The sequence below is a fragment of the Nostoc sp. DedQUE02 genome (assembly GCF_034531035.1).
Lineage (GTDB): Bacteria > Cyanobacteriota > Cyanobacteriia > Cyanobacteriales > Nostocaceae > Nostoc.
In genome coordinates this window covers 325,347-349,763 of record NZ_JAVRBY020000002.1, presented here as the reverse complement: position 1 = coordinate 349,763, position 24,417 = coordinate 325,347, and the positions used below count along the sequence as shown (strand labels likewise).

The 24,417-nt window shown below is 41.0% G+C and carries 22 protein-coding genes and 1 tRNA gene; 12 read left to right on the top strand and 11 right to left on the bottom strand.

Annotated features, from left to right (window positions below; genetic code table 11):
• Positions 1–110: 110 nt before the first annotated feature.
• From RMX98_RS03955 to RMX98_RS03945, 3 genes are all read left to right on the top strand, one after another.
• Positions 111–1,100, top strand: coding sequence for a glycosyltransferase (locus tag RMX98_RS03955; RefSeq protein ID WP_322681443.1), 990 nt, complete (start codon positions 111–113; stop codon positions 1,098–1,100).
• A 931-nt stretch (positions 1,101–2,031) separates the two neighbouring features.
• Complete coding sequence (locus tag RMX98_RS03950) at positions 2,032–4,017, top strand: putative bifunctional diguanylate cyclase/phosphodiesterase (RefSeq protein WP_322681444.1); 1,986 nt, start codon at positions 2,032–2,034, stop codon at positions 4,015–4,017.
• A 210-nt stretch (positions 4,018–4,227) separates the two neighbouring features.
• Entirely contained in the window at positions 4,228–4,908 is a 681-nt protein-coding gene (locus tag RMX98_RS03945) for a RibD family protein (protein ID WP_322681445.1), read from the top strand.
• Between the two features lie 209 nt (positions 4,909–5,117).
• Here the strand turns inward: RMX98_RS03945 and RMX98_RS03940 are convergent, their stop codons facing one another.
• Positions 5,118–5,468 (bottom strand): histidine triad nucleotide-binding protein, encoded by a 351-nt coding sequence (locus RMX98_RS03940; protein ID WP_322681446.1) that lies wholly within the window; start codon positions 5,466–5,468, stop codon positions 5,118–5,120.
• A gap of 406 nt (positions 5,469–5,874) precedes the next feature.
• On the opposite strand from RMX98_RS03940, the gene RMX98_RS03935 reads away from it, so the two are divergent.
• On the top strand, positions 5,875–7,413 hold the full coding sequence (locus tag RMX98_RS03935) for a glycosyltransferase family 39 protein (protein WP_322681447.1): 1,539 nt from the start codon (positions 5,875–5,877) through the stop codon (positions 7,411–7,413).
• Positions 7,414–7,577: 164 nt separating this feature from the next.
• Here RMX98_RS03935 and RMX98_RS03930 read toward each other — a convergent pair whose 3' ends face one another.
• From RMX98_RS03930 to RMX98_RS03910, 5 genes are all read right to left on the bottom strand, one after another.
• Positions 7,578–7,700: a hypothetical protein gene (locus RMX98_RS03930; RefSeq protein ID WP_409881059.1), complete on the bottom strand. Its 123-nt coding sequence runs from the start codon at positions 7,698–7,700 to the stop codon at positions 7,578–7,580.
• 53 nt (positions 7,701–7,753) lie between these two features.
• A tRNA-Pro gene (locus RMX98_RS03925) sits at positions 7,754–7,827 on the bottom strand.
• A gap of 50 nt (positions 7,828–7,877) precedes the next feature.
• Positions 7,878–8,243, bottom strand: coding sequence for a DUF1818 family protein (locus RMX98_RS03920; protein WP_322681449.1), 366 nt, complete (start codon positions 8,241–8,243; stop codon positions 7,878–7,880).
• Positions 8,244–8,323: 80 nt separating this feature from the next.
• A complete protein-coding gene (locus RMX98_RS03915) occupies positions 8,324–8,947 on the bottom strand; it encodes a hypothetical protein (protein WP_322681450.1) in 624 nt (207 codons plus the stop codon).
• Positions 8,948–9,025: 78 nt separating this feature from the next.
• Positions 9,026–9,262, bottom strand: coding sequence for a DNA-directed RNA polymerase subunit omega (locus RMX98_RS03910; protein ID WP_229550577.1), 237 nt, complete (start codon positions 9,260–9,262; stop codon positions 9,026–9,028).
• A 149-nt stretch (positions 9,263–9,411) separates the two neighbouring features.
• Here RMX98_RS03910 and RMX98_RS03905 point away from each other — a divergent pair, with 149 nt between their 5' ends.
• Complete coding sequence (locus tag RMX98_RS03905) at positions 9,412–9,831, top strand: fasciclin domain-containing protein (protein ID WP_322681451.1); 420 nt, start codon at positions 9,412–9,414, stop codon at positions 9,829–9,831.
• A gap of 118 nt (positions 9,832–9,949) precedes the next feature.
• On the opposite strand, the gene RMX98_RS03900 is transcribed toward RMX98_RS03905, so the two are convergent.
• Positions 9,950–11,413 carry a glycoside hydrolase family 13 protein gene (locus tag RMX98_RS03900; RefSeq protein ID WP_322681452.1) on the bottom strand — a complete coding sequence of 488 codons (1,464 nt, stop codon included), beginning with the start codon at positions 11,411–11,413 and terminating at the stop codon, positions 9,950–9,952.
• Positions 11,414–12,087: 674 nt separating this feature from the next.
• On the opposite strand from RMX98_RS03900, the gene RMX98_RS03895 reads away from it, so the two are divergent.
• On the top strand, positions 12,088–13,815 hold the full coding sequence (locus tag RMX98_RS03895) for a S8 family peptidase (protein ID WP_322681453.1): 1,728 nt from the start codon (positions 12,088–12,090) through the stop codon (positions 13,813–13,815).
• Between the two features lie 114 nt (positions 13,816–13,929).
• Positions 13,930–14,229: a hypothetical protein gene (locus RMX98_RS03890; RefSeq protein ID WP_322681454.1), complete on the top strand. Its 300-nt coding sequence runs from the start codon at positions 13,930–13,932 to the stop codon at positions 14,227–14,229.
• 2 nt (positions 14,230–14,231) lie between these two features.
• Here the strand turns inward: RMX98_RS03890 and RMX98_RS03885 are convergent, their stop codons facing one another.
• Positions 14,232–14,603 carry a CU044_2847 family protein gene (locus RMX98_RS03885; RefSeq protein ID WP_322681455.1) on the bottom strand — a complete coding sequence of 124 codons (372 nt, stop codon included), beginning with the start codon at positions 14,601–14,603 and terminating at the stop codon, positions 14,232–14,234.
• A 147-nt stretch (positions 14,604–14,750) separates the two neighbouring features.
• On the opposite strand from RMX98_RS03885, the gene RMX98_RS03880 reads away from it, so the two are divergent.
• The 5 genes from RMX98_RS03880 (at position 14,751) to RMX98_RS03860 (ending at position 22,083) form a co-directional block, all read left to right on the top strand.
• Positions 14,751–18,191: a caspase family protein gene (locus RMX98_RS03880; RefSeq protein ID WP_322681456.1), complete on the top strand. Its 3,441-nt coding sequence runs from the start codon at positions 14,751–14,753 to the stop codon at positions 18,189–18,191.
• 247 nt (positions 18,192–18,438) lie between these two features.
• Positions 18,439–18,633 carry a hypothetical protein gene (locus RMX98_RS03875; protein WP_322681457.1) on the top strand — a complete coding sequence of 65 codons (195 nt, stop codon included), beginning with the start codon at positions 18,439–18,441 and terminating at the stop codon, positions 18,631–18,633.
• 449 nt (positions 18,634–19,082) lie between these two features.
• Positions 19,083–20,372 (top strand): glucose-1-phosphate adenylyltransferase, encoded by a 1,290-nt coding sequence (locus tag RMX98_RS03870; RefSeq protein ID WP_322681458.1) that lies wholly within the window; start codon positions 19,083–19,085, stop codon positions 20,370–20,372.
• 83 nt (positions 20,373–20,455) lie between these two features.
• Positions 20,456–20,965 (top strand): AAA family ATPase, encoded by a 510-nt coding sequence (locus RMX98_RS03865; protein WP_322681459.1) that lies wholly within the window; start codon positions 20,456–20,458, stop codon positions 20,963–20,965.
• A 119-nt stretch (positions 20,966–21,084) separates the two neighbouring features.
• Positions 21,085–22,083: a DnaJ C-terminal domain-containing protein gene (locus tag RMX98_RS03860; RefSeq protein WP_322681460.1), complete on the top strand. Its 999-nt coding sequence runs from the start codon at positions 21,085–21,087 to the stop codon at positions 22,081–22,083.
• 61 nt (positions 22,084–22,144) lie between these two features.
• On the opposite strand, the gene RMX98_RS03855 is transcribed toward RMX98_RS03860, so the two are convergent.
• The 3 genes from RMX98_RS03855 to RMX98_RS03845 all read right to left on the bottom strand — a co-directional run bounded on the left by RMX98_RS03855 (position 22,145) and on the right by RMX98_RS03845 (position 24,385).
• Positions 22,145–22,810 carry a glutathione S-transferase family protein gene (locus RMX98_RS03855; RefSeq protein ID WP_322681461.1) on the bottom strand — a complete coding sequence of 222 codons (666 nt, stop codon included), beginning with the start codon at positions 22,808–22,810 and terminating at the stop codon, positions 22,145–22,147.
• A 58-nt stretch (positions 22,811–22,868) separates the two neighbouring features.
• Entirely contained in the window at positions 22,869–23,405 is a 537-nt protein-coding gene (locus RMX98_RS03850) for a peroxiredoxin family protein (protein WP_322681462.1), read from the bottom strand.
• A gap of 368 nt (positions 23,406–23,773) precedes the next feature.
• The gene (locus RMX98_RS03845; protein WP_069068387.1) at positions 23,774–24,385 is read right to left on the bottom strand and encodes a peroxiredoxin; all 612 of its coding nucleotides are present in this window, start codon (positions 24,383–24,385) and stop codon (positions 23,774–23,776) included.
• Positions 24,386–24,417 lie beyond the last annotated feature (32 nt).

The window sequence follows — 24,417 nt, the reverse complement described above, 5'->3', positions numbered from 1 at the left end:
TATTCCCAAATCCAGATTTTTGGAGTTATGGAAACTGCTTGATACTATACATTCCAAGATTTGGGATTGGGAATACTAGCTAGTAATCCCATCCCCAAAATCTTAGATTTATGAATCATCAGCCAGTTGATGCAACCACCGCCACTAGCTTTTTACCAATGGTGTCGGTGGTTGTTCCTATTTATAACGGTGAGGCGGATTTAGCAGAGTTAATCAATTGTCTATTATCTCAAACTTACCCAAAAGACCGGGTAGAATACTTGTTGGTAGACAATAATAGTAGCGATCGCACTCTCACCAATCTCAAAACATCTGCCGAAAATTGCCCAATTACCATTCACCCGTTGAGCGAAACCCAAATTCAAAGCTCCTACGCTGCTCGTAATACTGGTATTCGCGCCGCTACAGGTGAAATTATCGTTTTTACCGATGCTGATTGCCGTCCACAACCGCAATGGTTAAGTGCATTAATTCAGCCTTTTGTCAACAAAGAAGTAGTAATTGTCGCTGGTGAAATTTTGGCATTACCAGGCACAACTCTGCTAGAACAACACGCAGAACGTGAAGAAACTTTATCGCAAAAGCATACCCTTAACCATTCCTTTCGTCCCTATGGTCAAACCGCTAATTTGGCGATTCGACGCATTGCCTTAGAAAAAGTAGGTTTATTCCGTCCCTATCTTACTAGTGGTGGCGATGCCGATATTTGCTGGCGGATTTTGGAGGAAAACATTGGGCGTTTGGAATTTGCTCCAAATGCGATCGTTCAGCACCGCCACCGCGCCACACTTAAAGAATTGCAAAGTCAATGGCGGCGCTATGGACGCTCAAATCGCTATCTGCACGAGCTGCACGGTGTAGATTTAATGCGAGAGATGACACCGAAAGAATACGGTTATCGTTTGGCACGTTGGTTATTGAAAGAAGTACCAAGAGATATCAAAAAGGCGTTGACGCAACCCCCTGTAGGCATCGCAGGTCAAGTTAGGATTGTAGATTTATTAAATACTCCCATTGGTTTGTTCACAGCTAGGGCGCGTACTGCTGGGCAAAGAGACGCCAAGTTGCCAGATAATGCCAAAATAATTGAGCGATTGTAACAATACTAGTAGTTCGCCAAGGGAACGCAAGCGGGGTAAAGGGTAATACCAATTCAAAATTAAAAATTCAAAATTAAGAAAGTCAGAATTAGTAAGGCTTTCGGGGTTTGCATCTGTCTCATTATTTTAGTGAATTGGTATAAGGGGGAAGGTGGGGCCCCCTTTGGGGAAAAGGGGCAGGGGGAAAGGTTTTAAATCCCTTCCCCTTTTCCCTTTCCCCAGCCCTCACAAGCACATTTTTGGGTTGGCATACTAGTAGTCTGGCAAGGCAACAATGCTTGGTGAGGATGGGGAGCAGGGAGTAGAAAAAGATCTTTTCGGGGTTGGACGTTGCTGATTAGATCTATAAATCTTGGTGTAGAGACTAGCAATAGCTAGTCTCTACAAAGGTTTTGAAATCAGGCAAAATCATTTTCATACCTAACTTTAGCAAAGCGTAAGAAAAAAACAAACGCTCTTGTCAGCCCAAAATCATTGACAGAAACCCTTCTTCTTTCATTAACTCACTAAAGGGAATGTATCTTAGGAAGTATTTTCAAAAATAGGTAAAGCAAATATACTGTTATTAAATAAATCTATAATTTTGATACATTGTATTTAATAAAGTAAAATAAAATAAAAATTTCTGTAGGTAGGGTTTGCTGCCACTCTGCACTTTGGTCATTAATAGACAAGTTTGTGGCACTGAATAGGGCAAAAAGCTAATTTGAGCGTGCACAAACTTGATTGCTCCCTCATCATTAAATAGATAAGTTAGTAAATCAAGAAAACAAATTCTGCCATATTTATTTATAACGTGTTCGCTCTTGCTTGTAAGTAACCCGCTCCTTGCCTACTCAATAGGGTCTGAAGCCTTGAGGAAAGCATGGGGTTTGCTTCCCCTTGTCTCTTGATTCACAGCTACCCTTCATAGTTTTGTGAGTTGAGCAACATGAATGTGAATGGATTTAGCCAAAAAATAGAGAAATTATGCTCACAGATACAGGAACTATTACAATGCGATGAAATTAAGCCAAACTCACAACAGGAGATCATAAAAGACGCTTTAGAGGAACTTAATACCGCAATGGAAGAACTATTGATAGCTTCCGAAGAATTAGAGGAAACACGAGCGGCAGTAGAGAAAGAGCGCCAGCGTTACCAAGATTTGTTTGAGTTTGCTCCAGATGGTTACTTAGTAACTAATATGATCGGGACAATCCAAGAGGCTAACCATGTAGCAGCAATTTTGCTCGGTGTCCAACAAAAGTATCTAATCGGTAAACCATTAATTATCTTTATTTCTCAACAAGATCGCCAGTCGTTTAGCTGTCAAATGAACAATTTGCAGGAGATACTGAACTGGGAAATTAACCTACAGCCACGCAGAAGAAAGCCTTTTCCTGTTAGTGTAAAGGCTTCTGTAGTATACGATCTTGAAGGAAAGCGGCTTGGCTGGCGTTGGCTGCTGTGCAATATCAGTGAACGCAAAAAAGCTGAAGAAATGTTGCACCAAGCTTACGGTGAGTTAGAAATACGGGTGGCGGAACGGACAGCAGAACTGGTAAAAGCAAATCAGAAATTGCTAAATGAAATTACAGAGCGTAAACGAGTCGAGTCACAACTGCTGCACCTTGCTTTTCATGACGCACTGACGGGTCTGGCAAATCGCACGGCATTTATGAACCGCCTAAGACATGCGATAAATTATTCAAAACGGCATTCAGATTATCTATTTGCTGTCCTATTTATTGACCTAGATCGGTTTAAGGTGATCAATGACAGTCTTGGACACCTAAGTGGAGACCAATTACTGCTTGCTACTGCAAGTAGGCTAGAAGTATGTGTACGCTCCATAGATACAGTGGCACGGCTTGGGGGAGACGAATTTACAATCCTGCTTGAGGGAATCCAAGATGTGGCAGATGCCATCACAGTAGCTGAAAGGATTCAGAAGGAACTAGCGTTACCCTTTGATCTTGAAGGACAAGAACTGTTCATCACGGGAAGTATTGGCATCGCGTTGAGTTCCACAGTAGACTATCAACACCCACAAGAACTCTTGAGGGATGCTGATACCGCAATGTACCGAGCCAAGATGCTAGGCAGAGCACGTTATGAGCTATTCAACTCAGATATGTATGCTAATGCTCTAGCGAGATTGCAGTTAGAAACCGATTTGCGCCGAGCAATTGAACGCCAAGAATTTCGGGTTTATTATCAACCGATTGTTTCGCTCACTAGTGGCTCTATTTTAGGTTTTGAGGCTCTGTTGCGCTGGCAGCATCCAGAGCGTGGCTTGCTTAATCCAGCAGATTTTATTCCCATAGCAGAGGAAACTGGACTAATTTTGTCCATTGGCAAATGGGCGTTGCATGAAGCCTGTCGACAGATGCAAGCTTGGCGGGTATACCATCGTTCCAACTTGCTAGAGAAAATTAGTGTTAATCTCTCCGTCAAGGAATTTTCTCAGCCGGATTTGATTGAGCAGATTGGGCAAATTTTGCACTCAACTGGTCTTGATCCTAGCAGTCTTGTGCTAGAGATTACTGAAAACGTAATTGTGCAAAATGGCGATAAGGCAACTGCCGTAATCTTACAACTTCGAGAGATGGGCATTGAGTTATCAATTGATGATTTTGGTACGGGTTATTTTTCATTAGGTGGTCTTTATAACTTCCCGATTAATGTGTTGAAGATTGACCGTTCTTTCATCAGCCTAATGAGCACTAATAGTAAAAATTTAGAAATTATTGAGATAATTGTTACCTTGGCACACAAGCTAGATGTGGATGTGCTTGCCGAAGGAGTAGAGACAAAAGAGCAACTAGCACTTCTAAGAAAGTTGAACTGTGAATATGGTCAGGGACATTTTTTTTCAGTTCCATTAAATAGCTCGGCAGCAGAGGCATTAATTATACAAAATCCTCAATGGTAAGGGTTATTACAAAAATTCGTAATTTATAATTGTCATTTTTTACTAGCGTTGTAGAGAAAACACTCAATAAATTTCTTAACCTTGTCACCACACCGTAGTGGAAAGTCTTCTTTGGATGTCACATCTCTCAACCAATGCAGTGGATTTTCGATGCGCCAATGGCAAAGAATTCAAAAAGGTAAAATTATAAAGAATTGTCAAAACGTAATCATGTCAGCTATTCAAACAACTGTAGTTCTTGCCATGACGGCCGATGGAAAGATTAGCGCCGTAGATCCTAAAGCACCCCGTGATTCTGATCCAGATGATCAAGCACACTTGGAATATCAAGTTTCCCTTGCTGATCTTGTTCTGGTAGGAGCAGGGACAATTAGGGCTGAGGGAGAAACCTTTACAATTCGCAATCCCGAACTGTTGGCAGCACGTGAGGTTCGGGGTCAGCCTCCCCAGCCCATAACTTGCGTTGTCTCAGGTTCCCTTGACCTATCGCTGGACTTGCCTTTTTTAAGCCAGGATATTGAGCGATGGATATTTACAACACGGGCTGGTTTGGAGCGCAGTTCTGATGCAACAACGCTGCAAAAACTCGCTGAATTAATTGATTTGGGAGATACAAGTTTAAACTGGGATCGGGCCTACACCTTAATGGCAGAACGGGGTATTCACAAAGTCGTTGCTTTGGGAGGCGGCTCTTTAACCGCCGCTCTAGTGCAAGCAGGGCGAATTGACGATTGGTGGCTGACCATTTGGCCGGTCATTTATGGAGGAAAGCACGCCCCTAGCCCAGTGGAGGGAGAAGGTTTTGTTCCCAAAGCTGCTCCTCATCTCCAACTAGTTGAAACTCGTCAGGTTGGAAGTGAGTTATTTTTACACTACCGCACACTCAACTAAGAACGCGCTGCCATAATTAAGCGCTATGATCGTTGATACTAAAAAGCGCTCTCCCAGATGGGGAGGGCGCTTTTTGATTTAGTTAAACTTCAGAATTAACTATTGATAGTAGGAGCAGTTAGAGGCACAGCAGTAACAAGTAGCTAATTCATTGGTTTCACGATTCATCAGTGTTGATTCGCTTCTAGAGACACAATTCTTTGATTTGATTAACCAGGAGGCCAGTCCAACTGCCGTCCTCCCAAAATATGCAAATGTAAGTGATGGACTGTTTGACCGCCGTCATCACCAGTATTGATGACCACTCGATAACCATTTTTCAGTCCAGCAACTTCTGCAACACGTTTGGTGGTTAACAAAAGATGTCCCAACAGAGCATGATCCTCAGATTCAGCATCAGCTAGTGTAGTAATGGGTTTTTTGGGAATGACGAGGATGTGAACGGGCGCTTGGGGATGAATGTCTTTGAATGCTAGGGTCAAATTATCCTCATAAACAATATCAGCGGGAATTTCCCGACTAATTATTTTGCTGAAAATCGTTTCTGTAGTTTCACTCATGCTAATCTACCTACTCATCTGCTAGAGATTTTATATTAAGTCCGGCTAATCAATGATTATTAAAATCTTTCCGTGTCTCCACAAATTCTAATACCTATCTTGAAAAGTGACTTTTTTGCTTCGCTAACATATCAAGGCGAGCTACACCAATGCAGGAAGTAGGCACTTAGACAACTCTGGGCGTTAAAATGATAAGTTTTGAAACTGATATGAGATTAAAGGTTTACTGTAGTGACTAGATCATCCATACAACAAAATACTCCTTTTTGTGATAAGGTCTTTCATAGATAAAATTCTTCCTACTCCACCATAGAGATGGTAACTATAATCTCTAACTCAACTATAGGGTAGAATTTTCGTGCTTAGAAAGTTGCATATCTTGTGTATTAGTGCTTTGGAGATTGATATGAGACAGCCAAAATACTATTTTAGTTTCATTATTATTATCATAATTAGCATATTTTTACGTTTCTATTTGTTGCCAAATCAAAGTCTTTGGTACGATGAAGGCTGGAGTCTAATTTTATCTGATGGTTCAACCTTTCAAGAAAATCTCTCTAAAATTATAAATAATGAAGCTGGTGACAAATACCAACCGCTTTATTATTTGCTTTTGTTCTATTGGCGTTCGGCTTTTGGAGATAATGAATTTGCCATTCGATCGCTCTCAGCTTTGCTGGGAGTTGGCTCAGTAATTGCCATATTCTTTACTACCCTACGTATTTATGGAAAAAAACATGCTTTATGGTCGTCCTTGCTATTAGCAGTTAGTTCTTTCAGCGTGTTCTACAGCCAAGATGCCAGACCTTACGCATTACTCATATTTTTAGCCTCACTTCAGATATATTTCTTTAGTCATTCAATTCAAGAAGATAAGAGCAATAAGATTATTTCACAAGTGCTTTTTGGGATTTTGACTGCTATAGGAAGTTTTGGCAGTATTTTGATAATAATCTTTAGTTTAGCCCTTAGTTTTTCTCATATTATTGTTTATAGAAACTTCAAAGAATGGATTAAATGGTGGATACCGTCGGTAATTTTTTCTTCTCCAATGGTTTTGTTCTACTTGTCTTCACCTGCTGTATCTGATCCGACGGCTACTATAGTTACTCGTGCTGGATTACCCATAATTCAAAACATTATGTTTGTGATCTACGGTATATTAGTTGGTACATCCTATGGACCGCCACTGGAGCAATTAAGGGGGGAAGAAAAGATAAGTATTATACTTGGTTACTGGCCCCATTTTTTAATATTATTTATTGTCATTACTGTAATTTTTATAGCTTTAGTAAAAAGCTTATTGAGGCAAGACCAGAGAAAAATATATCAACAGGCTAATTATTTCTTTGCATCCCTTTTAGTCACATCATTTTTACTAGCTTTTTTGTTTGCTTTGGCTACTAAAATTAATTGGCTACCGCGCCACTCTTTTTATCTATGTATTCCAGTTGTCATTTTAATTCCATCAGCGTTTTTACATAAATATCCGCAGCCGAATAAACTTGATAGAATGCTTCAAATTGCCAAATTAACTACTGTTTTTTTGGTAATTATGAATGTTTATTCAAATTTTCAATATTATGGAAATCCAGCCTATGCAAAAGATGACTACCGTTCGGCTGTTCGTTACATTTCACAACATCGAGATCAATCTGCAAAATCTGTATTGTTATATGGACAGCCTAGATTATTCAAATATTATGGGGATTCCTCGACTTTCTATGCACCGGAATATGTTTTAAAAACAATAAATGGTAAAAATTTGGCAGAAAAAGTTAACACAATAACCCAAAATGCAAATACAGTTTTTGTGATAATTAATCGCGAATTTTATTGGAAACTCAAAGATGTTTTTAAAACAGAAATGAGTGATTTATATAACTTGCAGAATGAGGCTAGTTGGCCTTATATGAAAATATACCGATTTGCAAGGAAGAAATAGAATAAAGTACATCGTAATCCGTAGCCAAGTCTATGGGGCAATACGCTTGGGTTAAGCAAATTTATCTGTTAAGGCAGGCTGTTCTTGAGCAGGTGAGGCTTCGGGAGCAGGGGGAGAGAAAAGCTTAACTGAACTGTATTGGTCTATGGGGGTCAATCCAGGGTTTAGGCTTCATTACCAAGATGTGTGTACACCGTAGCCTCGTAACGAGAGAGGTCTATTTGTGGTTCATTTACCTGAAAATAGCTGTAATTTTGCACCGATAGAAGGTTAATAGTCAGTGCCATGAAAAAACCTGCTAGTCTTTTTAAAAAGACTAGCAGGCATGGCTTATCATCAATCGGAGCGGCGGGATTCGAACCCACGACCTCCACTACCCCAAAGTGGCGCGCTACCAAGCTGCGCTACGCCCCGGTCAGAATTACTATTATATAGCAAAACTATTGGATAATCAAGAGACAAGTTTAAAAAACCTTAAACATCCCTGTAGCTTGCAGTAAATCTGGAACAGCAGAAGCATTCCATTTACCTTCTACACATCGCCCTGTATTCAAGATGAAGCGCAGACTGTAAGCATGAGGATAGCCTTCTATCTCCATCCATAATAAATCGCTTTCAGCTTCACAAGTAATTTTTTCTTCTTCCATCAATTCTGTTGCGAGTTGCTTTATGGTGTCTGCTAGCTGTGCTAAGAGACGGCAAAAATCATTCAACTCGGTTTCGGTTAACTCAATTGCCCAATCATCTGTACCCACTAAACCTTTAAATTCATCTGCATCGGGGTTCCAGCCAATACGCCAACCTAAGCCGGTTTTGACAACGCGTTCCATAGTTTAGTTTTTTAAACGCAGAGGTACGCAGGGGTGTAACGCAGAGGGACGCAAAGAAGTAATTTTGACTTTGGGTTTGGTCATTTTAGTAGTTCTGCACCTCCTCGTTGTGGTGGTTGTGGGGTAGTTGATGTAGTTGGACTGGGTGTAGTGTTGGGGTTAGGGGATAGGGTATTTTGGGAAGTTGGATTAAATATATTGACTAAGACTTGCACTAGGGCATTTCGCTGGCTACGGGTAAGACGGGTTATGGCTTTGCGATCGCCTTCTATGGGATTTTCCCGTAATGAATCATTCCCTGGATAGGTAGTATCATACATAATTTCGTTTGCACCCAAGTAATCAGCTAAAGTTAGCTTCCAATCCAAGCGATAAATTGGGGCCCGCCCTTTGGTATAAATGTGATATCTAATTAGGCGATTTGCTAAGGTGTTGTTTTCGGCAACTTTCCCGTTTTCTTTGCTGATATACTTATTTTCCCGTGGGAAATTTGGCAACTGCTGATATACTATCTGCCAAACATCACTAGGAGTGATTCTCTGAGCAGAAGCAGGTTGGATACTAAATAAATTTCTCTGGATTAACTTATCTGCCCCTGAAGACAAAATAATTATACCCACTACCGTTAAGGTAAGCAGTAGTGGTAAGTGCTGAGTTCCGAGTTTTGAGAAGATTGATCTAGGTAGAAGTTTTTTCTTTTTCATAGAACGATATTTGGAAATGAGAGTGCTATTAGACTGCATTTTTACTCAGTACTGAGCACTCTCAACTCAGAACTATTTTTATAGTTCGCCGATAATTTCTGGCTGAGTCAATTCATCGGACATTTCGATAATTGCCCTTAGCACTGGCTTCATCATCACATCTTCGTTACTTTCAAAGTCTTCGTAACGCCGACGTTTAGCACGATTTGCCACCTGAACCGTAATGCGGTAACGATTTGAGGCTGCACTAATCAGATCCTCAGCACGGTGCATAATCTGAGACTGAGTTGTCTCGAACTTAGAACGCTTTAGCATAATCAGTGGTTCTTGGGGTCATTCTCCAGTGTAACAGTAGTAAATCAGTCTGCTGCTGTCTGTTTAATCGCCAGCAACCTCTCTATTGATAGAGGCTAAGATATTTTAGTCACTTTATAAGTAACTTGTAGTATTAAGTAACGCACCTCATGGCTGACCTTGTGGAAACTGCGATCGCAGCAGGTAATTTCAATACCCTAATAAAAGCTGCTAAAGCTGTAAATTTCATCGAAACTTTGAAAAGTCCTGGTTCTTTCACGCTTTTTGCACCGACTGACGAAGCTTTTGCTAATCTGCCAGAGGGAACTTTAGATTTGTTATTACAAGATATTCCTAAACTCCAGAAAATTGTGGCGTATCATATCGCTAGTGGAGATGTCAGGTCTGATGATTTGGTACAGATTAATGAGGCAGAGACGCTTGAGGGGTCAATTGTAGCGATTGAATCTGCCGACGGTAAATTTAAGGTAAATAACGCCAATGTCCTGAAAACAGATATTCTGGCAGACAATGGCGTGATCCATATTATTGATGCAGTGTTGATGCCTGCAATGGTGGCGGGGAAGTAAGGGCAGAGGGGCACAGGGGCAGAAGGGCAGAGGGGAAAGACTTACTGCAACTTCTTTCTTGCTCCCCTGCTCCCCTGCTACCCTGCTACCCTGCCCCTTGTCCCCCAATCCCCAGTTCCTAGCCCCCAGTCCCCAGAATGCACCCACTGCGTGCGGGAATAGTCAATGACAACTGCTGATCTCCTTTACTATTCCACTCAACTTCAGCAGTGCCATATAAAAGCTTGTTGGGTTGAGTACGCAAAGTAGCGATATCTGCATTCGCTGTTGCCGAACTTGTGCCAGCGTTGATGACAATTATTAATTCTTCTGTCCCCAAAGTTCGCGCAAAGATATAAAGTTGTCCTTGAGCAAAGAAAACTTGATAATCACCTGTACGCAAGGCTGGGTAAGCGTGGCGGAGAGCAATTAACTGGCGGTGAGTATTAAAAATTTCTTGATTCCAGTTACTCTCTAAAGGAAAACCACGACGTGAGTCGGGATCTATAGCACCGGGTAAACCAACTTCATCACCATAGTAGATGCTGGGCGCACCGGGAAAGGTGAGTAACAGTAGAGTTGACAATTCTATACTGGCTAGATCGCCGCCTGCAATGGTCATCAATCGGGCTGTATCGTGACTTGCAAGCAAATTGAGTTGAGTTAGCTGAATTTCCCAAGGGTAAAGTTGCAGTACTTCTTGGATTTTGGTGGCGTACTCGGCGGCAAATAAGGGTGGATAAGGTTGATAGTCGCGGCTTTGGACTTGTTCTAAGACTACGCGATCGCCTGCGGCAAAAGCAATTGTCGGCCCGGCAAATAAATAATTCATCACGCCGTCAAATTGCGTTCCATCCAACCACTCGCGGGAATCTCCCCAGATTTCGCCCACAATATAAGCTTCGGGATTGATGGCTTTGACGCGATCGCGAAATTCCTGCCAAAAACCAGGAGTTTTTATTTCAAATGGTACATCCAATCGCCAACCGTCGATGCCGAATTTAATCCAATATTCGGCAATTTCCATAATGTATTCTCGTACTTCTGGATTATCGTGGTTAAATTCTGGCAAAGCACGATTTCCCGCCCAACCTACGTAGTTGGCAGGAAACTCGCCATTGTAAGCTGAAAGGGGCCAGCCTTCTATTTTGAACCAATTTACCCAAGGCGAATGGGGACCATTTTCTAAAACGTCGTGGAAAAAGAAAAAGCCCCGGCTAGAATGGTTAAATACTCCATCCAGAACAACTTTGATATTCCGTTGATGGGCTGCATCAAGTAATTCTTTAAAAGCTTCGTTGCCCCCTAACATCGGGTCAACTTGGTAATAATCGTGGGTATGATAGCGATGATTACTGGCGGATTGAAAAATGGGTGTGAAGTAAATTGCGTTAATTCCCAAATTCTGAATGTAGTCTAAACCCTCCATGATGCCCCATAAATCGCCGCCTTTATAGCCCTGGAGGGTTGGCATAGAATCCCAATCTTCCCAACGGGCCTCTTGCAATAACCGTTTGCGTGGCTGTTTGCTTCTGGCAAAGCGATCTGGGAAGATTTGGTAGAAAACAGCGTGCTTCACCCAGTCTGGTGTTTGAATTTGCATGAATAACTTTTTGTATGTTCAGAAGCGATCGTTGCAAATATTAGCTTCTTTATGGCTCTTACTTATGATAGAGAATCTGTGATTTCTCAGTATTCATTAGTGATTTAGCCTTTTTCATGCTGTTTTATACGCAAATGTTATCAGTCTTGACTATTTTGACTATAATTTGTTTTAGTTTTTAACAGATCAACAAGATCAACTCGCCATTGACTGCATTCTGATTCCTGTTAGCGCGGCGGGGCGTAGCTCATTCTGCTCCTGAATTCTTTTTTTAAGAAATTTATTACTTAATTATTCTTAATTTTCTTTTCTTTACTTTGTCCGTAATCATTTAAGCAGACAATGGATTAGTTTTATAGCTTCATCAAAATTACCTGTTACTCCAGTCTTAGGTAATTCTTAGATGCGACTGATCAAAGATGTCTCATGAACCACATAAAATCACGATGAGGGAAATGTAATTCAGGAATATAAGTTATGAATTAGCAATTGTCTTAGGAAGAAATTACCGCATTCTAAGCTTATTTGATGTTATCTATGAAAAGAGTAGATAACTATAGTCGCATCAAATAATTAAGGCTAAAAAACTACATAGTCTGCGTTAATACTAAAGCGACTCATTCTGCCAGAATCACTACTTCGTTGACAGCAAATAGATTGAATTTGAGGTAAAAATGAGACACGAAAAACTTTCTCCCGGACTACTTTTGGCATTTCAAGACTATCAAAATGAAGGAGATAAAGCTTTAGTTACACACAAGCGATCGCTTGGTATTATTGCCCACAAAAGCCCGGTTAAACCCACTAAGAGCGTCGTTTTTATCTACTGCGATCCTGATGCAGACTTAAGTTATTTATCACAATATAATATTGAAGTCAATCAAAACTCTGGGAGTGTGCGGACGGCTTTCTTACCGATAGAGAGTTTAGATGTTTTATCTGAAGAAGATGTGATTCACCGGATTAAGCCATCACGCAAACTTCATTTGAGGATGGACACTGCAATGGAAACAGTCAAACTACCGGAGTTCAAGAACCGAACCGGACTGACTGGTAAAGGAGTAATTATCGGCATTATAGACAGTGGCATCGATCCGAAACACCCTGCTTTTGCTGGACGAATTTTACACATTTGGGATCAAACACTGCCAGGGCCAGGAGTCACGGAAGGCGGCTATGGGGCTGAATTGACGGGAGCGCAACTGACAATTTCTCAGGATACTGGCGGTCATGGTACTCACGTTGCGGGAATTGCTGCCGGCGCGGATGCTAGCTATGGCGGTATAGCACCAGAAGCGGAATTAGTTATCGTCAGATCAGATTTACAGGATGCCCACATTGCTGATGGTGTGCGTTACATTTTCCGAGTTGCTAAAGAGTTGGGACGCCCAGCAGTGGTAAATCTTAGCTTGGGTGGGCACGCTGATGCCCATGATGGTAGTGATTCTTTATCAAAAGTGATCGATGCCGAAACTGGCCCTGGAAGAATTGTTTGCTGCGCTGCGGGTAACGAAGGAAACGATAACATTCATGGACAAGCGACAATACCCAGTGGACGCACTCGTGGTATGCGCTTTAATGTTCCTTTGAATCAAGTAGGCATAGTTTGGTTAAATGCTTGGTATTCCAAAGATAGCGAATTAGAAGTATCTGTGCGGAGTCCTAACGGTTTTGTCACACCCTTTCAAAAAATAATTACTGACGGTAATGCCGCCCAAGATTATCAGTTACCAGATGCACGGGTGCAATTAGCGACACCAGCGCCAGATAAAGCCAACGGCGACCATAATTTCTTTGTGCAAATACGCGGTCTTGATCCCTCGCCAGTAATGGGAGGTATTTGGCAACTGCGAGTCCGCAATGCTTCTTCAACTGACACCCGTTTAGATGTGTGGACGCTAGATGACAGTTCATCAGTGTTTTTCACTGGTAAAAGTGTCAAAGATACGTTAAAAATTGGTTCGCCGGGAGCCGCCAGCTCTGCAATTACAGTTGCTTCTTATACTACTAAAGCCACGTACATAGATATTGATAACCAAGTGCGAGAAATGGGCTTAGAATTACATACTATTTCGGAATTCAGTAGTGAAGGGCCTCTACGCAATGATGGACACAAGCCGGATGTAGCAGCACCTGGAGCAATGATTATTTCCACTCTTTCCGCCGATGCAAATTTTGACCGCTCATCGATGATCAATTCCAAGTTTGTGGTTCAGGCTGGTACGAGTATGGCGACACCGTTTGTTAGTGGATTAGTGGCACTGCTATTACAACGAGATCCTCAACTCGATCCGGCGGCTGTAAAAGACTTGCTACGTAAAAATAGTACTATTCCCAGAAAACCCGCAGGCACATTTGATGAGAAATGGGGTTATGGAGTGATTAACGCAGCTAATCTGTAATTAGACTGAGAAAAATGGATATTATTTCTGTACAAGGGTAGGTAACAACAACTTATAAATTTGATAAGTTAGGCTAGGCAATTTTTGCCTACCCTGTTTACCAAGGAGTTGCTGATGAATTATCAGAAACTAGATGCCGCTCTGGCGACAGCGCTAAGTGATGTTCAAGATTCAGAAGAAACTAGTTTGGCGGTTTTTATCCATACTGAACCAATTTTAGACTCGGCTGCAACTGCTGTTTTAGAAAGTTTAGGCGTTAGTGGTGTTACCAGTGGCAAAGATATTTTCACAGCAACACTTTCACCAAATGCCATTTCACAGTTATCAGAGCAACCTTGGGTGAAGTATTTGAAGCGATCGCAGCAGTTACGTTTGCTTAATAAGAGAATCAATATAGGTAAGTTGGGCGTTTAATGTTACTGTGAATCAGGTTTTGGTTTTTCTGGAAACTTACACTTCACTTGAATTTCCAGATTACTTTCAGCAGAGCCTTCGGTAATGTAAGGAATACCTGCTTTACCACCCAGTTTAATGCCAAATTTAAGACTTACCTCCTCAATATCCGCAGTATTGAAGTCTTTAAAAGCACTAAGAGCATAAATAGTATAAGAGCGAATCATTTGGCGAGCTTGTTGCATCCGAGCGATCGCATCTGTTCGGACATCTTTGTATTCTATGCCATCGTCATCCTCCTCAATTTCCGAAGTTATTTCGGTAGCTGTGACGTTAATCTCAATCTGCTCAATCTCCCCGTCTGCTTGGAAAAATAATTGCTGTACTTCTGACATAAGCTACCTCAATTAAAGTTTTGTAACGTATCTGAATAAATTTCAGCTTGCTTGCAGAAAAATAACAGATGGTATTGTTTCTAGTAACACAGCCATTGATTGTGTCTGTCAAGATTATCCCGCATTTACCAACATAAGGTGTGTTAAATGGCACGATACGCGCTTGTTATTGGCATCGCCGAGTATGTCAGCCCATCATTACCGCGTTTGTCGAAGACTACAAATGATGCAGAGGCGATCGCGCAACTCCTAGAACAATATGGTGATTTCCAGTCTGTCAAAAGACTACCTCAGCGCTGGAATAAAGAGAAAAATGGCTATGAAATGGCAGCGCAAAAAGTTATCGGCGATCAACTTGGGCAAGATTTAAAAACTTTTTTACTAGAGCAAGCTGCTAATAATGAAGCGCTGATTTATTTTAGCGGACACGGTTTTACTATTTCTGACAATTTAGGGCAACAAAAGGGATATTTGGCAAGTTCAGATTGTCAGATTGAATTTAAAGAAAACGAAAATGTTGAACAAAAATATGGTATTTCTCTGGATAGCCTCAACGATTTAATTCAAGAGTCGCAATTGAGTAGTTTAGTGATGCTACTCGATTGCTGTCATAGCGGCTATTTTTTAGAAAGACAGTTAATAGAAAGAAGTCTGAACGCTTTCAGTTCGCAAAAGGATTATTACTTAATTACAGCTTGTCGTGGCTTTGAACGTGCGGGAGTAATTAAAAATGAAGAATATAGTATTTTCACAGGTGCAGTTGTTAAAGGATTGGCGGTTGACAATGTAGGTAAGAGTAGGCGAATTAGTGGCGATCGCTTGTTTGATTTTGTCAGCAACGAATTGAAAGGTTCCGTACAGGAGCCGATTCGCATGGGTTGGGGACGTTCGATTACTTTAGTGACTTATCCTCAATTAGATATTCCCACAGGCGAAAAAGTTGCTTTCAATCAGGAAAATCCTTATCGGGGACTTTATGCTTTTGAATCAGAACAAGCGCAATACTTTTGTGGACGAGATGAAGCAGTTCGGACACTAATTTTGCGTTTAGCAGAGAGTCGATTTTTGGCTGTAATTGGCTATTCAGGTAGTGGTAAATCTTCCTTAGTAAAAGCGGGTTTGTTACCGCAACTGAAAGGCGATCGCCTTCCTGGAAGCAGTCAATGGGCGATCGCATCTTTTACACCAGGAGAGTATCCTTTAGGTAAACTTGTTGATATTTTGAATCGACAACAGCAGCAAAATCAACCCCAATTATTGTTTATCGATCAATTTGAAGAAATATTTACCCTTTGCCAAGACGATGAGGAACGCAAAGCTTTTATTCGCTTAATAGTACAGGAAGTTAAGACGGCTGAGAGACAAACACGCATAATTTTGACTATTCGCGGTGATTTTTTAAACAAATGTGCTGACTATGTAGAAATTATTACTCTCATTAATAGTTTCCCTCCGACATCATTCATCGTGCCAATAATGTCTTTTGCTGAGTTAGAAGAAGCAATTGAAAAACCAGCAAAATTGCATGGTGTAACATTTGAGCATGGTTTAGTTTCACAAATTTTTGCTCATGTAATCAACCGTCCAGGTGCATTACCCATACTACAATATGCGCTTAAAGAATTGTGGCGAGTTTGTATTGAAGAACCTGAATCGCCAAAACCACTTTTAACTCATGAAGGCTATGAGGAAATTGGTGGAGTTAAAGGAGCTTTAGACAAACGAGCGACAATTTTGTATCAAAGTTTAACAGATGTAGATCAAGCCTTTGCGCGTTGCTTATTTATGGAATTGGTGCAGTTAGGTGAAGCTGGAGAAGTGACGCGGCGGCGTGCTAGCTGGGAAAGATTAGAAGTAATTGCAGATTCTCCCCAACAATTACAACGGGTTGTAGGATTACTGGCAGGTTCTCAACAACGTTTAATTATCACAGATCGAGATACTGTAGAAGTTGCTCATGAAGCACTTTTATCTGAGTGGAAATTATTAAATACTTGGATTGCTGAAAATCTAGAGAATATTCGTCTCAGTCGTTCTTTAGAGGAAGATTGCCAGGAATGGGTACAAAGATTTAATAAATCGGATGATGCACTGTTGGCTGGTGCAAACTTGGCTGTAATTTCTGAGTGGGTGAATAAGACTCAGCCAAGACTTACGCTATTAGAAGCAGAATTTTTACACAAGAGTTTGGAGAGACGCGATCGGCAAAATCGAGCAGAATTAGAGCAAGCAAAAAAACTCCAACACGAAGCAGAAGCCAAAGCCAAAGCGGAATCACAAAGAACTAGATTTGCGATCGCTTCTGCAACACTTATAGTCTTATCTCTGGGATTGGGATTACTGCTACAACAAAAGACAGTAGAGAAGAAACAAGGGGATGCGATCGCTTCTGGAGCTTTAATTTCAACACCTAAGCTACTTTTTGATACAGGAAATCAGCTTGAGGCAATGATTGCAAGTGTCCAAGCACTCAAGGAGTTGCAGCACTTAGGTGGAGACAATTCTCAAACACTCAATCAACTGAAAGTAGTAATTGACTCAGTGAAAGAGCGCAATCGCTTAGAGGGACATACAAAAACTGTTTACAGTATAAGTTATAGTCCGAAAGATCCATTGATTGTTTCTGCAAGTGCAGACAAAACTTTAAGACTTTGGAAACTTGATGGAACTCCAGTGCAAACTTCTGAGCCAATGACACATGATGATGCAGTCTATAGTGTAAATTTTAGTCCTAATGGTGAGTATATAGCCTCTGCAAGTGCTGATAAAACAATCAAGCTTTGGAAGAAAGACGGTACTTATGTTAGGACTCTTAAAGGTCACAAAAAAGGAGTCAATTCTGTAAATTTTAGTCCCGATAGTAATACTGTTATCTCTGCTAGCGATGATGGAACAATAAAACTTTGGAACATAGTAAATGTTAATCTAAAAAAAGAGATAAAACCTATCACTCTTTATGGACATAACAGGACAATATGGTATGCAGAATTTAGTCCTAATGGTCAGTTAATTGCCTCTGCTGCTGATTATGGAATTGAGATTTGGAATAAAGATGGTACTTGGATTACTAATCTTAGTGGCAAAGGGCATACTGCGGCAGTAAGATATGTGACTTTTGGGCGTGATAATAAAACCATTATTTCTACAAGTGAAGATAGAACTATTATAATTTGGAAGTTTGAAACCGATCCACAAAAAATCCAACCAAAACCTTTTACTGATAAAGCAGATAAATCTAACATAGGAAAGTTCAGCCCAAATTATAAAATTTTTGCTACTGCAAATCCAGATGGAACAATAAATATTTGGCAAGCTAACAATGGGAATAAAATAGCTACTTTAGAACGGCATACAAACGAAATTTTTGATTTAAGCTTTAGTCCTGATAGCAAAGAAATTGCTACTGCTAGTGCTGATAAAACTATCAAGATATGGAGTTTAGATTTTTTAGAAAAAAAGGTAAATAATACTACAGGTAGCAATTCTGATTTAATCAAGAGAGGTTGTACTTGGGTTGCTGATTATTTAAATAATAATCAAAATAGTCATAAGCGATATCAAGATATCAAACAAATATGTCATAAATAATATTAATATTTCAAGAATTAATAAGAGAAATTTTCAGCTTATAATTGTAAGAAAATGTTTTAAAAGTCCTGGAAAGTATAGTTTTGCAGTAAAGACTTAGGTTAACTCTGACGAAAAATCAAGGTTTAAGTCATGTATTAAGATGCTTTGCAGTGCTCCTTATGAGAGCAAAAGACTTTTTTAAAACATCCTCTAACGATTACAACTCACCAATACCCTAGTAATTAACTGTAAGGAGAAATTAAAAGTGAATAAAGATAAATTGCTCAATGATACAACCTCTGAAAAAACTCAATTTGCTCCAATAAAAGTAGCCAAACCCAGCAACGATATTGAGGAAAGCAATAATCCTCATACTGAAGGTGATAGTAGTTCAGAACACATAGTAAAAAACGACCCTGTAGACAGCCCTGACAAAGGAGGCAATAATCCTGGTCACTAAAGTCATGTGAGTCCACCACCTGTTACTACTAGCCATAGTTTTATAGGGAGTACAAGTTCTTCTACTAAGGGTGATAGTTAAGATAAAGGTAATAGTTCAGAAGACTGATACAAATAGCGCCCCTATAGAAAGTGAGAATCCTTCTCATAAAGGTAAATACGCAAATGTAAGCAAAAGTTGGGAAGCGATCGCTAGAGGTTCAATTAATTTAAGGTTCAGTGTTATAATCTTTGAAAGTTGACAGTTTGTCAGAGTAGTCTAGCGATCGCACCCCCTTCTTCATCCCAATTAATACAAATGTTCTATATTTTCTCCTTATCAGTCTCACTATCCATCACCAGTAAGATTCTGTAAAATTCATCCCAAAGAATCAGACGATCCCCCTTACCTGTGGTGGCAGACAGTCCTAAACTGAGAGTGAGAGTTGAAAGGCAGTCAGGAGAAATTTTGTGAAGAAAGTATTATCAATCATTCTTGGTGGTGGCGCGGGTACTCGGCTTTACCCACTAACCAAACTCCGCGCTAAACCAGCAGTACCAGTGGCGGGGAAGTATCGCTTAATCGATATCCCTGTTAGTAACTGCATAAATTCCGAAATATTCAAAATCTACGTCCTGACACAATTCAACTCAGCTTCCCTGAATCGTCACATCGCCCGTACCTATAACTTTACTGGCTTCAATGAAGGGTTTGTAGAAGTTCTCGCTGCACAACAAACACCAGAAAACCCCAACTGGTTCCAAGGTACAGCCGATGCTGTACGTCAGTACCTGTGGTTAATGGAAGAATGGGATGTAGAAGAATATCTAATTCTCTCAGGCGATCACCTCTACCGCATGGATTATCGCCAGTTTATCCAGCGCCATAAGGAAACGGGGGCTGATATTACTCTCTCAGTCATCCCCATCGATGAGCGTCGCGCCTCAGATTTTGGCTTGATGAAAATTGACGATTCTGGTAGGGTAATCGATTTTAGCGAAAAACCCAAAGGTGAAGCGTTACACCAAATGCAAGTTGATACAAGTGTACTGGGATTATCAAAAGAACAAGCCCAGCAACAGCCTTACATCGCTTCAATGGGGATTTATGTCTTTAAAAAAGAGGTTTTGTTCAAGTTGTTGAGAGAAGGTACAGAAAGGACTGATTTCGGCAAAGAAATTATTCCTGATGCCTCTAAAGATTACAACGTTCAAGCTTACCTTTTTGATGACTACTGGGAAGATATTGGAACAATTGAAGCATTTTATCATGCGAATTTAGCCCTAACTCAGCAGCCTCAGCCACCCTTTAGTTTCTACGATGAACACGCACCAATTTATACCCGCGCTCGCTACTTGCCTCCAAGTAAACTTTTAGAATGCCAGGTTACAGAATCAATTATCGGCGAAGGTTGTATTTTGAAAAATTGCCGCATTCAACATTCAGTGTTAGGAGTGCGATCGCGAATTGAATCTGGTTGTGTCATCGAAGAGTCCCTACTCATGGGTGCAGATTTTTATCAAGCTTTTGTAGAACGCCAATGTAACGTAGAAAAAGGTGACATTCCTGTAGGTATTGGTACTGACTCGATTATTCGCGGTGCGATCATTGATAAAAACGCCAGTATCGGTCACGATGTCAAAATCATCAATAAAGATAACGTGCAAGAAGCTGACCGCGAAAGTCAAGGTTTCTACATCCGTAGTGGTATCGTTGTCGTGCTGAAAAATGCTGTAATTCCCGATGGAACCATCATTTAGTCATTAGTCATTGGTCATTGGTCATTAGTCATTAGTCATTGGTTAATAGTTACAAATAACAAAGGACAAAGGACAAAGGACTAATGACTAAACTAATTTTGTTGATTGGTCTTCCAGGTAGCGGTAAGTCAACTTTGGCAAAACAATTACTGGCAGAATGCCCCCAAATGGTGCTGATTTCTACAGATGCCATCCGGGGGCAATTGTTTGGTTCCCAAGTCGTTCAGGGGCCGTGGTTGCTGATTTGGCGCGAAATTGAGCGGCAATTTCAGCAAGCTATTTCCACAACTAATATAGCTATTTTCGATGCCACCAATGCCCAGCGCCGCCATCGTCGTGAAGTCATTGCTTTAGCCCGTGACTTGGGTTTTACTGACATTAGGGGGATTTGGGCGGATACGCCAGTTTGGCTGTGTTTGGCACGAAATAAAAGGCGATCGCGCCAGGTTCCAGAAGAAGTCATTTTGCGGATGCACCGTCAACTGCGGGATGCTCCCCCCAGCCTGGAAGAAGGACTAGACAACCTGATCCGCTTATCAGAAAAATCGGAGTACGGAAATTGCGATCGCTCGGTGAGCGAGAACCACACTTGATTTTCTATATTTTTTGTTAATTTAAAATCAGATTCATTTTGTTTGGCGCTATACCAGGCAAATTAAACATCTCTCATCTAAAAAAAAACATAACGGGAAATTCTATAGGAGGCTGGTAGATGGCTGCAACCGACTTCAAAGACTATTACGCTATTTTGGGAGTTAGTAAGACTGCCAGTCCAGACGAAATTAAACAAGCCTTTCGTAAACTAGCTCGCAAATATCACCCTGATGTCAACCCAAACAACAAACAGGCAGAGGCACGCTTCAAAGAAGTTAGCGAAGCCTACGAAGTTGTGTCAGATCCAGATAAACGCAAAAAGTACGACCAATTCGGTCAATATTGGAAACAAGCTGGTGAAGGTTTCCCATCTGGCGGTGTCGGTGCTGATATGGGTAACTTTGACTTCAGCCAATACGGCAATTTTGATGAGTTTATCAATGAATTGCTAGGACGCTTTGGTGGTGCTACCCCTCCTCGCGGTAGGCAACAAAGTTACTCTTACCGCACTTCTACAGGTGCGCCAAGTGGTTTTGGCGGTTTTAACGATTTTGGGTTTCAAGATGCAGGTGCAGGTACTGCCCAAGATAGTGAAGCTGCAATCACTCTCACTTTTGCGGAAGCATTTAATGGTGTGCAAAAGCGCTTTAGTTTAGGCAACGAAACAATAGATGTCCGTATCCCATCTGGGGCTAAAACTGGTACTCGCTTACGGGTGCGGGGCAAAGGTCAAATCAACCCCATGACTCAACAACGCGGGGATTTATACTTAAAAGTTGAACTTCAACCACACTCGTTCTTCCAAATGGAAGGCGATAACTTGGTGTGCGAAGTGGCAATCACACCAGATGAAGCGACTCTGGGAGCATCCATTGATGTACCCACTCCTGATGGTTCAGTTAATGTCAAACTACCAGCAGGAGTGCGTTCTGGTCAATCTCTGCGTTTACGTAACAAAGGTTGGCCTCTTGCCAAGGGTGGACGCGGCGATCAGTTGGTGAAAGTGGCGATCGTTCCACCAAAAGACCTGAGCCAACAAGAGCGGGAATATTATGAAAAAATCCGAGCTATACGTACTTACAATCCCCGTAGTCATTTGAACCAAGTCAGGCTTTGAATATATTCTTTTGGATTGTAGAGACGTGAAGCCTCGCGTCTCTAATGGGGTGCTGATGAATTTACCTTGGATTCTGCTGCGCCATTCTCGCCGCTACCACAGATTTAAAAGCTTCTATTGTCTCTGGGGTTGCTTGCGTAGCTTGCCAGGATGGACGTGCTATCAAGCGATCGCACCAAGCATTTAATTTTGGATATTCACTCAAAGATATGCCTGTATTTGGTAGCGCATTGACTACGGTTCCAGCCACAACTTCCGCAAGAGTCAGATTTTCACTAGCAAAGTAAGGGCGATCGTCTAATAAATTTTCAAAATATTTCAGCACTTTGGCAATTTTCTGCTGCGCCTTCTGCATTTTTTCTGGATCTCCTCCAGGCAAGCCGAGATACTGAGGTAGAAAGGTTATGGTTGCTGGCAAAAGCTCATTTACAGTTACCAGTTGTACCATACGTGCGATCGCTAAATCTTTGGCATCTTTAGGCAGCAGCGCAGGTGTCGGATATTTTGCCTCTAAATAGTCCAAAATTGCTAAAGATTCAACTACATTAAAGCCGTCATCTACTAAAGCCGGAATGTGATGGAAGGGGCTAATTGCTAAAAAATCTGGTTTAAACTGTTCCCCGTCCAATTTTACCTCTACCAATTCAAACTCAAGTCCTTTTTCCAGTAGAGTAATCCAGACGCGACGCGAGTTAGGAGAAATCGGCGCGTGGAAAAGTGTCAGCATGAGAAAATCTCACAGCTTCATAAGTAGGGGGGACATTGCTAATTTTACATCTTAGTACTCAATTGAATTGTTCTAATAATGTCTCAACACTAGCATTGTGATCCAAAAAAGAAAATAAATGCCAGTAGCGGAGTTTCCCTTCTTTATCTAATACAAACTGGGCTGGTAAAGGCGCTCCCAGTGCTTGTCCTACTTGATAGGTACGAAATATTCTACAACTTGGGTCACTCAACAATGGCATTTGTAACTTTAAATCTCTCACAACTATTTGGCTCTGCCTTTCATCGGTACTAGTAATCATTAAAACTTCTATACCGCGATTCTTGAATTGCTCGTAATTTTCATTTAAAGCTTTGATGTGAGGAAAACAAAAGGGACAATATTGCTTTTCGGTGAAAATGCGAGTAAAGGCAATTAACACGGGTTGTTTGCCTTTATAATCAGACAATTTTACTAATCTTCCGTTGGTAATATCTGGCAGTTGAAAATCTGGTGTTCCTACTGCCAACCTTAGTTTATTGCTAGCTGGAACTGGTAATAAATTGCGGAAGAATCGCTCATTTAATAAGCCACGAAAATCAGTTGAAGTAAGCATAAGTAAGTCGGTGGCAATAAATCAAACTAGATTAAGTAATGTAAAAAATATTGATATCAGTTCGTAGTGAGGGCTTCAGCCCTCATAAGAGGACTAAAGTCCCTACTACAAACCTTGAATTATTTACACCACTTTACTTAATAGTATTATGGATTTTAGATTGGCAAAGAGTTATTGGATATAGCGGTTCCTCTATGGGTGAGGTATAGAAATAATTAATCATGATGATTATTTAAATACCATTTTATGAGAAAACCACAGATAGAAACGGAGGTTGACACTGTTTAATGTGTATCTCTATTTATCTGTGGTTCTCATTTATTTTGCTCTCAACTCCAGCAGGATGGATTAGAGTTTGCTAGCTAAATTTAGACAGCAGAGAAGTAGACTTTAGACTTCACTGGGTCAGGATTCATTGTCTTGTCACCAGGTTGCCAACCGGCTGGGCAAACTTCGTCTGGGTGAGACTGAACATACTGAATTGCTTGTAATGTCCGCAGGGTTTCATCAACGCTGCGACCAAAAGCTAGATTGTTAATAGTGGCGTGCTGTATGATACCATCTTTATCGATGATGAACAGACCACGCAAGGCAATGCCTGCTGCTGGGTCAAGAACGTTGTAAGCGGCGCTAATCTCTTTCTTGATGTCGGAGACTAGAGGATAATTCAGGTCGCCGACGCCACCAGACTTACGATCTGTTTGAATCCAGGCGAGGTGCGAGAATTCACTGTCAACAGAAGCCCCAAGGACTTCAGTATTGATTTTTTTGAATTCTTCGTAGCGATCGCTAAATGCTGTGATTTCAGTAGGACAAACAAAGGTAAAGTCTAGTGGGTAGAAAAACAGGACGACATACTTCCCGCGATAATCGGAAAGTTTAATTGTCTTAAATTCCTGATCTACCACAGCCGTTGCTGTGAAATCGGGAGCTTGTTGACCAACGCGGAGGCTTCCTTCGGTTCCGTAAGTAAGGGACATTAACCTAATTCTCCTTTATCGGTTTAATAGCG

Coding starts and splice junctions, on each gene's coding strand:
- RMX98_RS03885 (WP_322681455.1), bottom strand. CDS start 14,603: ATGTCAGAAGTACAGCAATTATTTTTCCAAGCAGACGGGGAGATTGAG.
- RMX98_RS03940 (WP_322681446.1), bottom strand. CDS start 5,468: ATGAGTGAAACTACAGAAACGATTTTCAGCAAAATAATTAGTCGGGAA.
- RMX98_RS03905 (WP_322681451.1), top strand. CDS start 9,412: ATGGCTGACCTTGTGGAAACTGCGATCGCAGCAGGTAATTTCAATACC.
- RMX98_RS03900 (WP_322681452.1), bottom strand. CDS start 11,413: ATGCAAATTCAAACACCAGACTGGGTGAAGCACGCTGTTTTCTACCAA.
- RMX98_RS03915 (WP_322681450.1), bottom strand. CDS start 8,947: ATGAAAAAGAAAAAACTTCTACCTAGATCAATCTTCTCAAAACTCGGA.
- RMX98_RS03850 (WP_322681462.1), bottom strand. CDS start 23,405: ATGCTTACTTCAACTGATTTTCGTGGCTTATTAAATGAGCGATTCTTC.
- RMX98_RS03945 (WP_322681445.1), top strand. CDS start 4,228: ATGTCAGCTATTCAAACAACTGTAGTTCTTGCCATGACGGCCGATGGA.
- RMX98_RS03910 (WP_229550577.1), bottom strand. CDS start 9,262: ATGCTAAAGCGTTCTAAGTTCGAGACAACTCAGTCTCAGATTATGCAC.
- RMX98_RS03890 (WP_322681454.1), top strand. CDS start 13,930: ATGAATTATCAGAAACTAGATGCCGCTCTGGCGACAGCGCTAAGTGAT.
- RMX98_RS03865 (WP_322681459.1), top strand. CDS start 20,456: ATGACTAAACTAATTTTGTTGATTGGTCTTCCAGGTAGCGGTAAGTCA.
- RMX98_RS03955 (WP_322681443.1), top strand. CDS start 111: ATGAATCATCAGCCAGTTGATGCAACCACCGCCACTAGCTTTTTACCA.
- RMX98_RS03935 (WP_322681447.1), top strand. CDS start 5,875: ATGAGACAGCCAAAATACTATTTTAGTTTCATTATTATTATCATAATT.
- RMX98_RS03880 (WP_322681456.1), top strand. CDS start 14,751: ATGGCACGATACGCGCTTGTTATTGGCATCGCCGAGTATGTCAGCCCA.
- RMX98_RS03950 (WP_322681444.1), top strand. CDS start 2,032: ATGAATGTGAATGGATTTAGCCAAAAAATAGAGAAATTATGCTCACAG.
- RMX98_RS03895 (WP_322681453.1), top strand. CDS start 12,088: ATGAGACACGAAAAACTTTCTCCCGGACTACTTTTGGCATTTCAAGAC.
- RMX98_RS03855 (WP_322681461.1), bottom strand. CDS start 22,810: ATGCTGACACTTTTCCACGCGCCGATTTCTCCTAACTCGCGTCGCGTC.
- RMX98_RS03845 (WP_069068387.1), bottom strand. CDS start 24,385: ATGTCCCTTACTTACGGAACCGAAGGAAGCCTCCGCGTTGGTCAACAA.
- RMX98_RS03920 (WP_322681449.1), bottom strand. CDS start 8,243: ATGGAACGCGTTGTCAAAACCGGCTTAGGTTGGCGTATTGGCTGGAAC.
- RMX98_RS03860 (WP_322681460.1), top strand. CDS start 21,085: ATGGCTGCAACCGACTTCAAAGACTATTACGCTATTTTGGGAGTTAGT.
- RMX98_RS03930 (WP_409881059.1), bottom strand. CDS start 7,700: ATGGCACTGACTATTAACCTTCTATCGGTGCAAAATTACAGCTATTTT.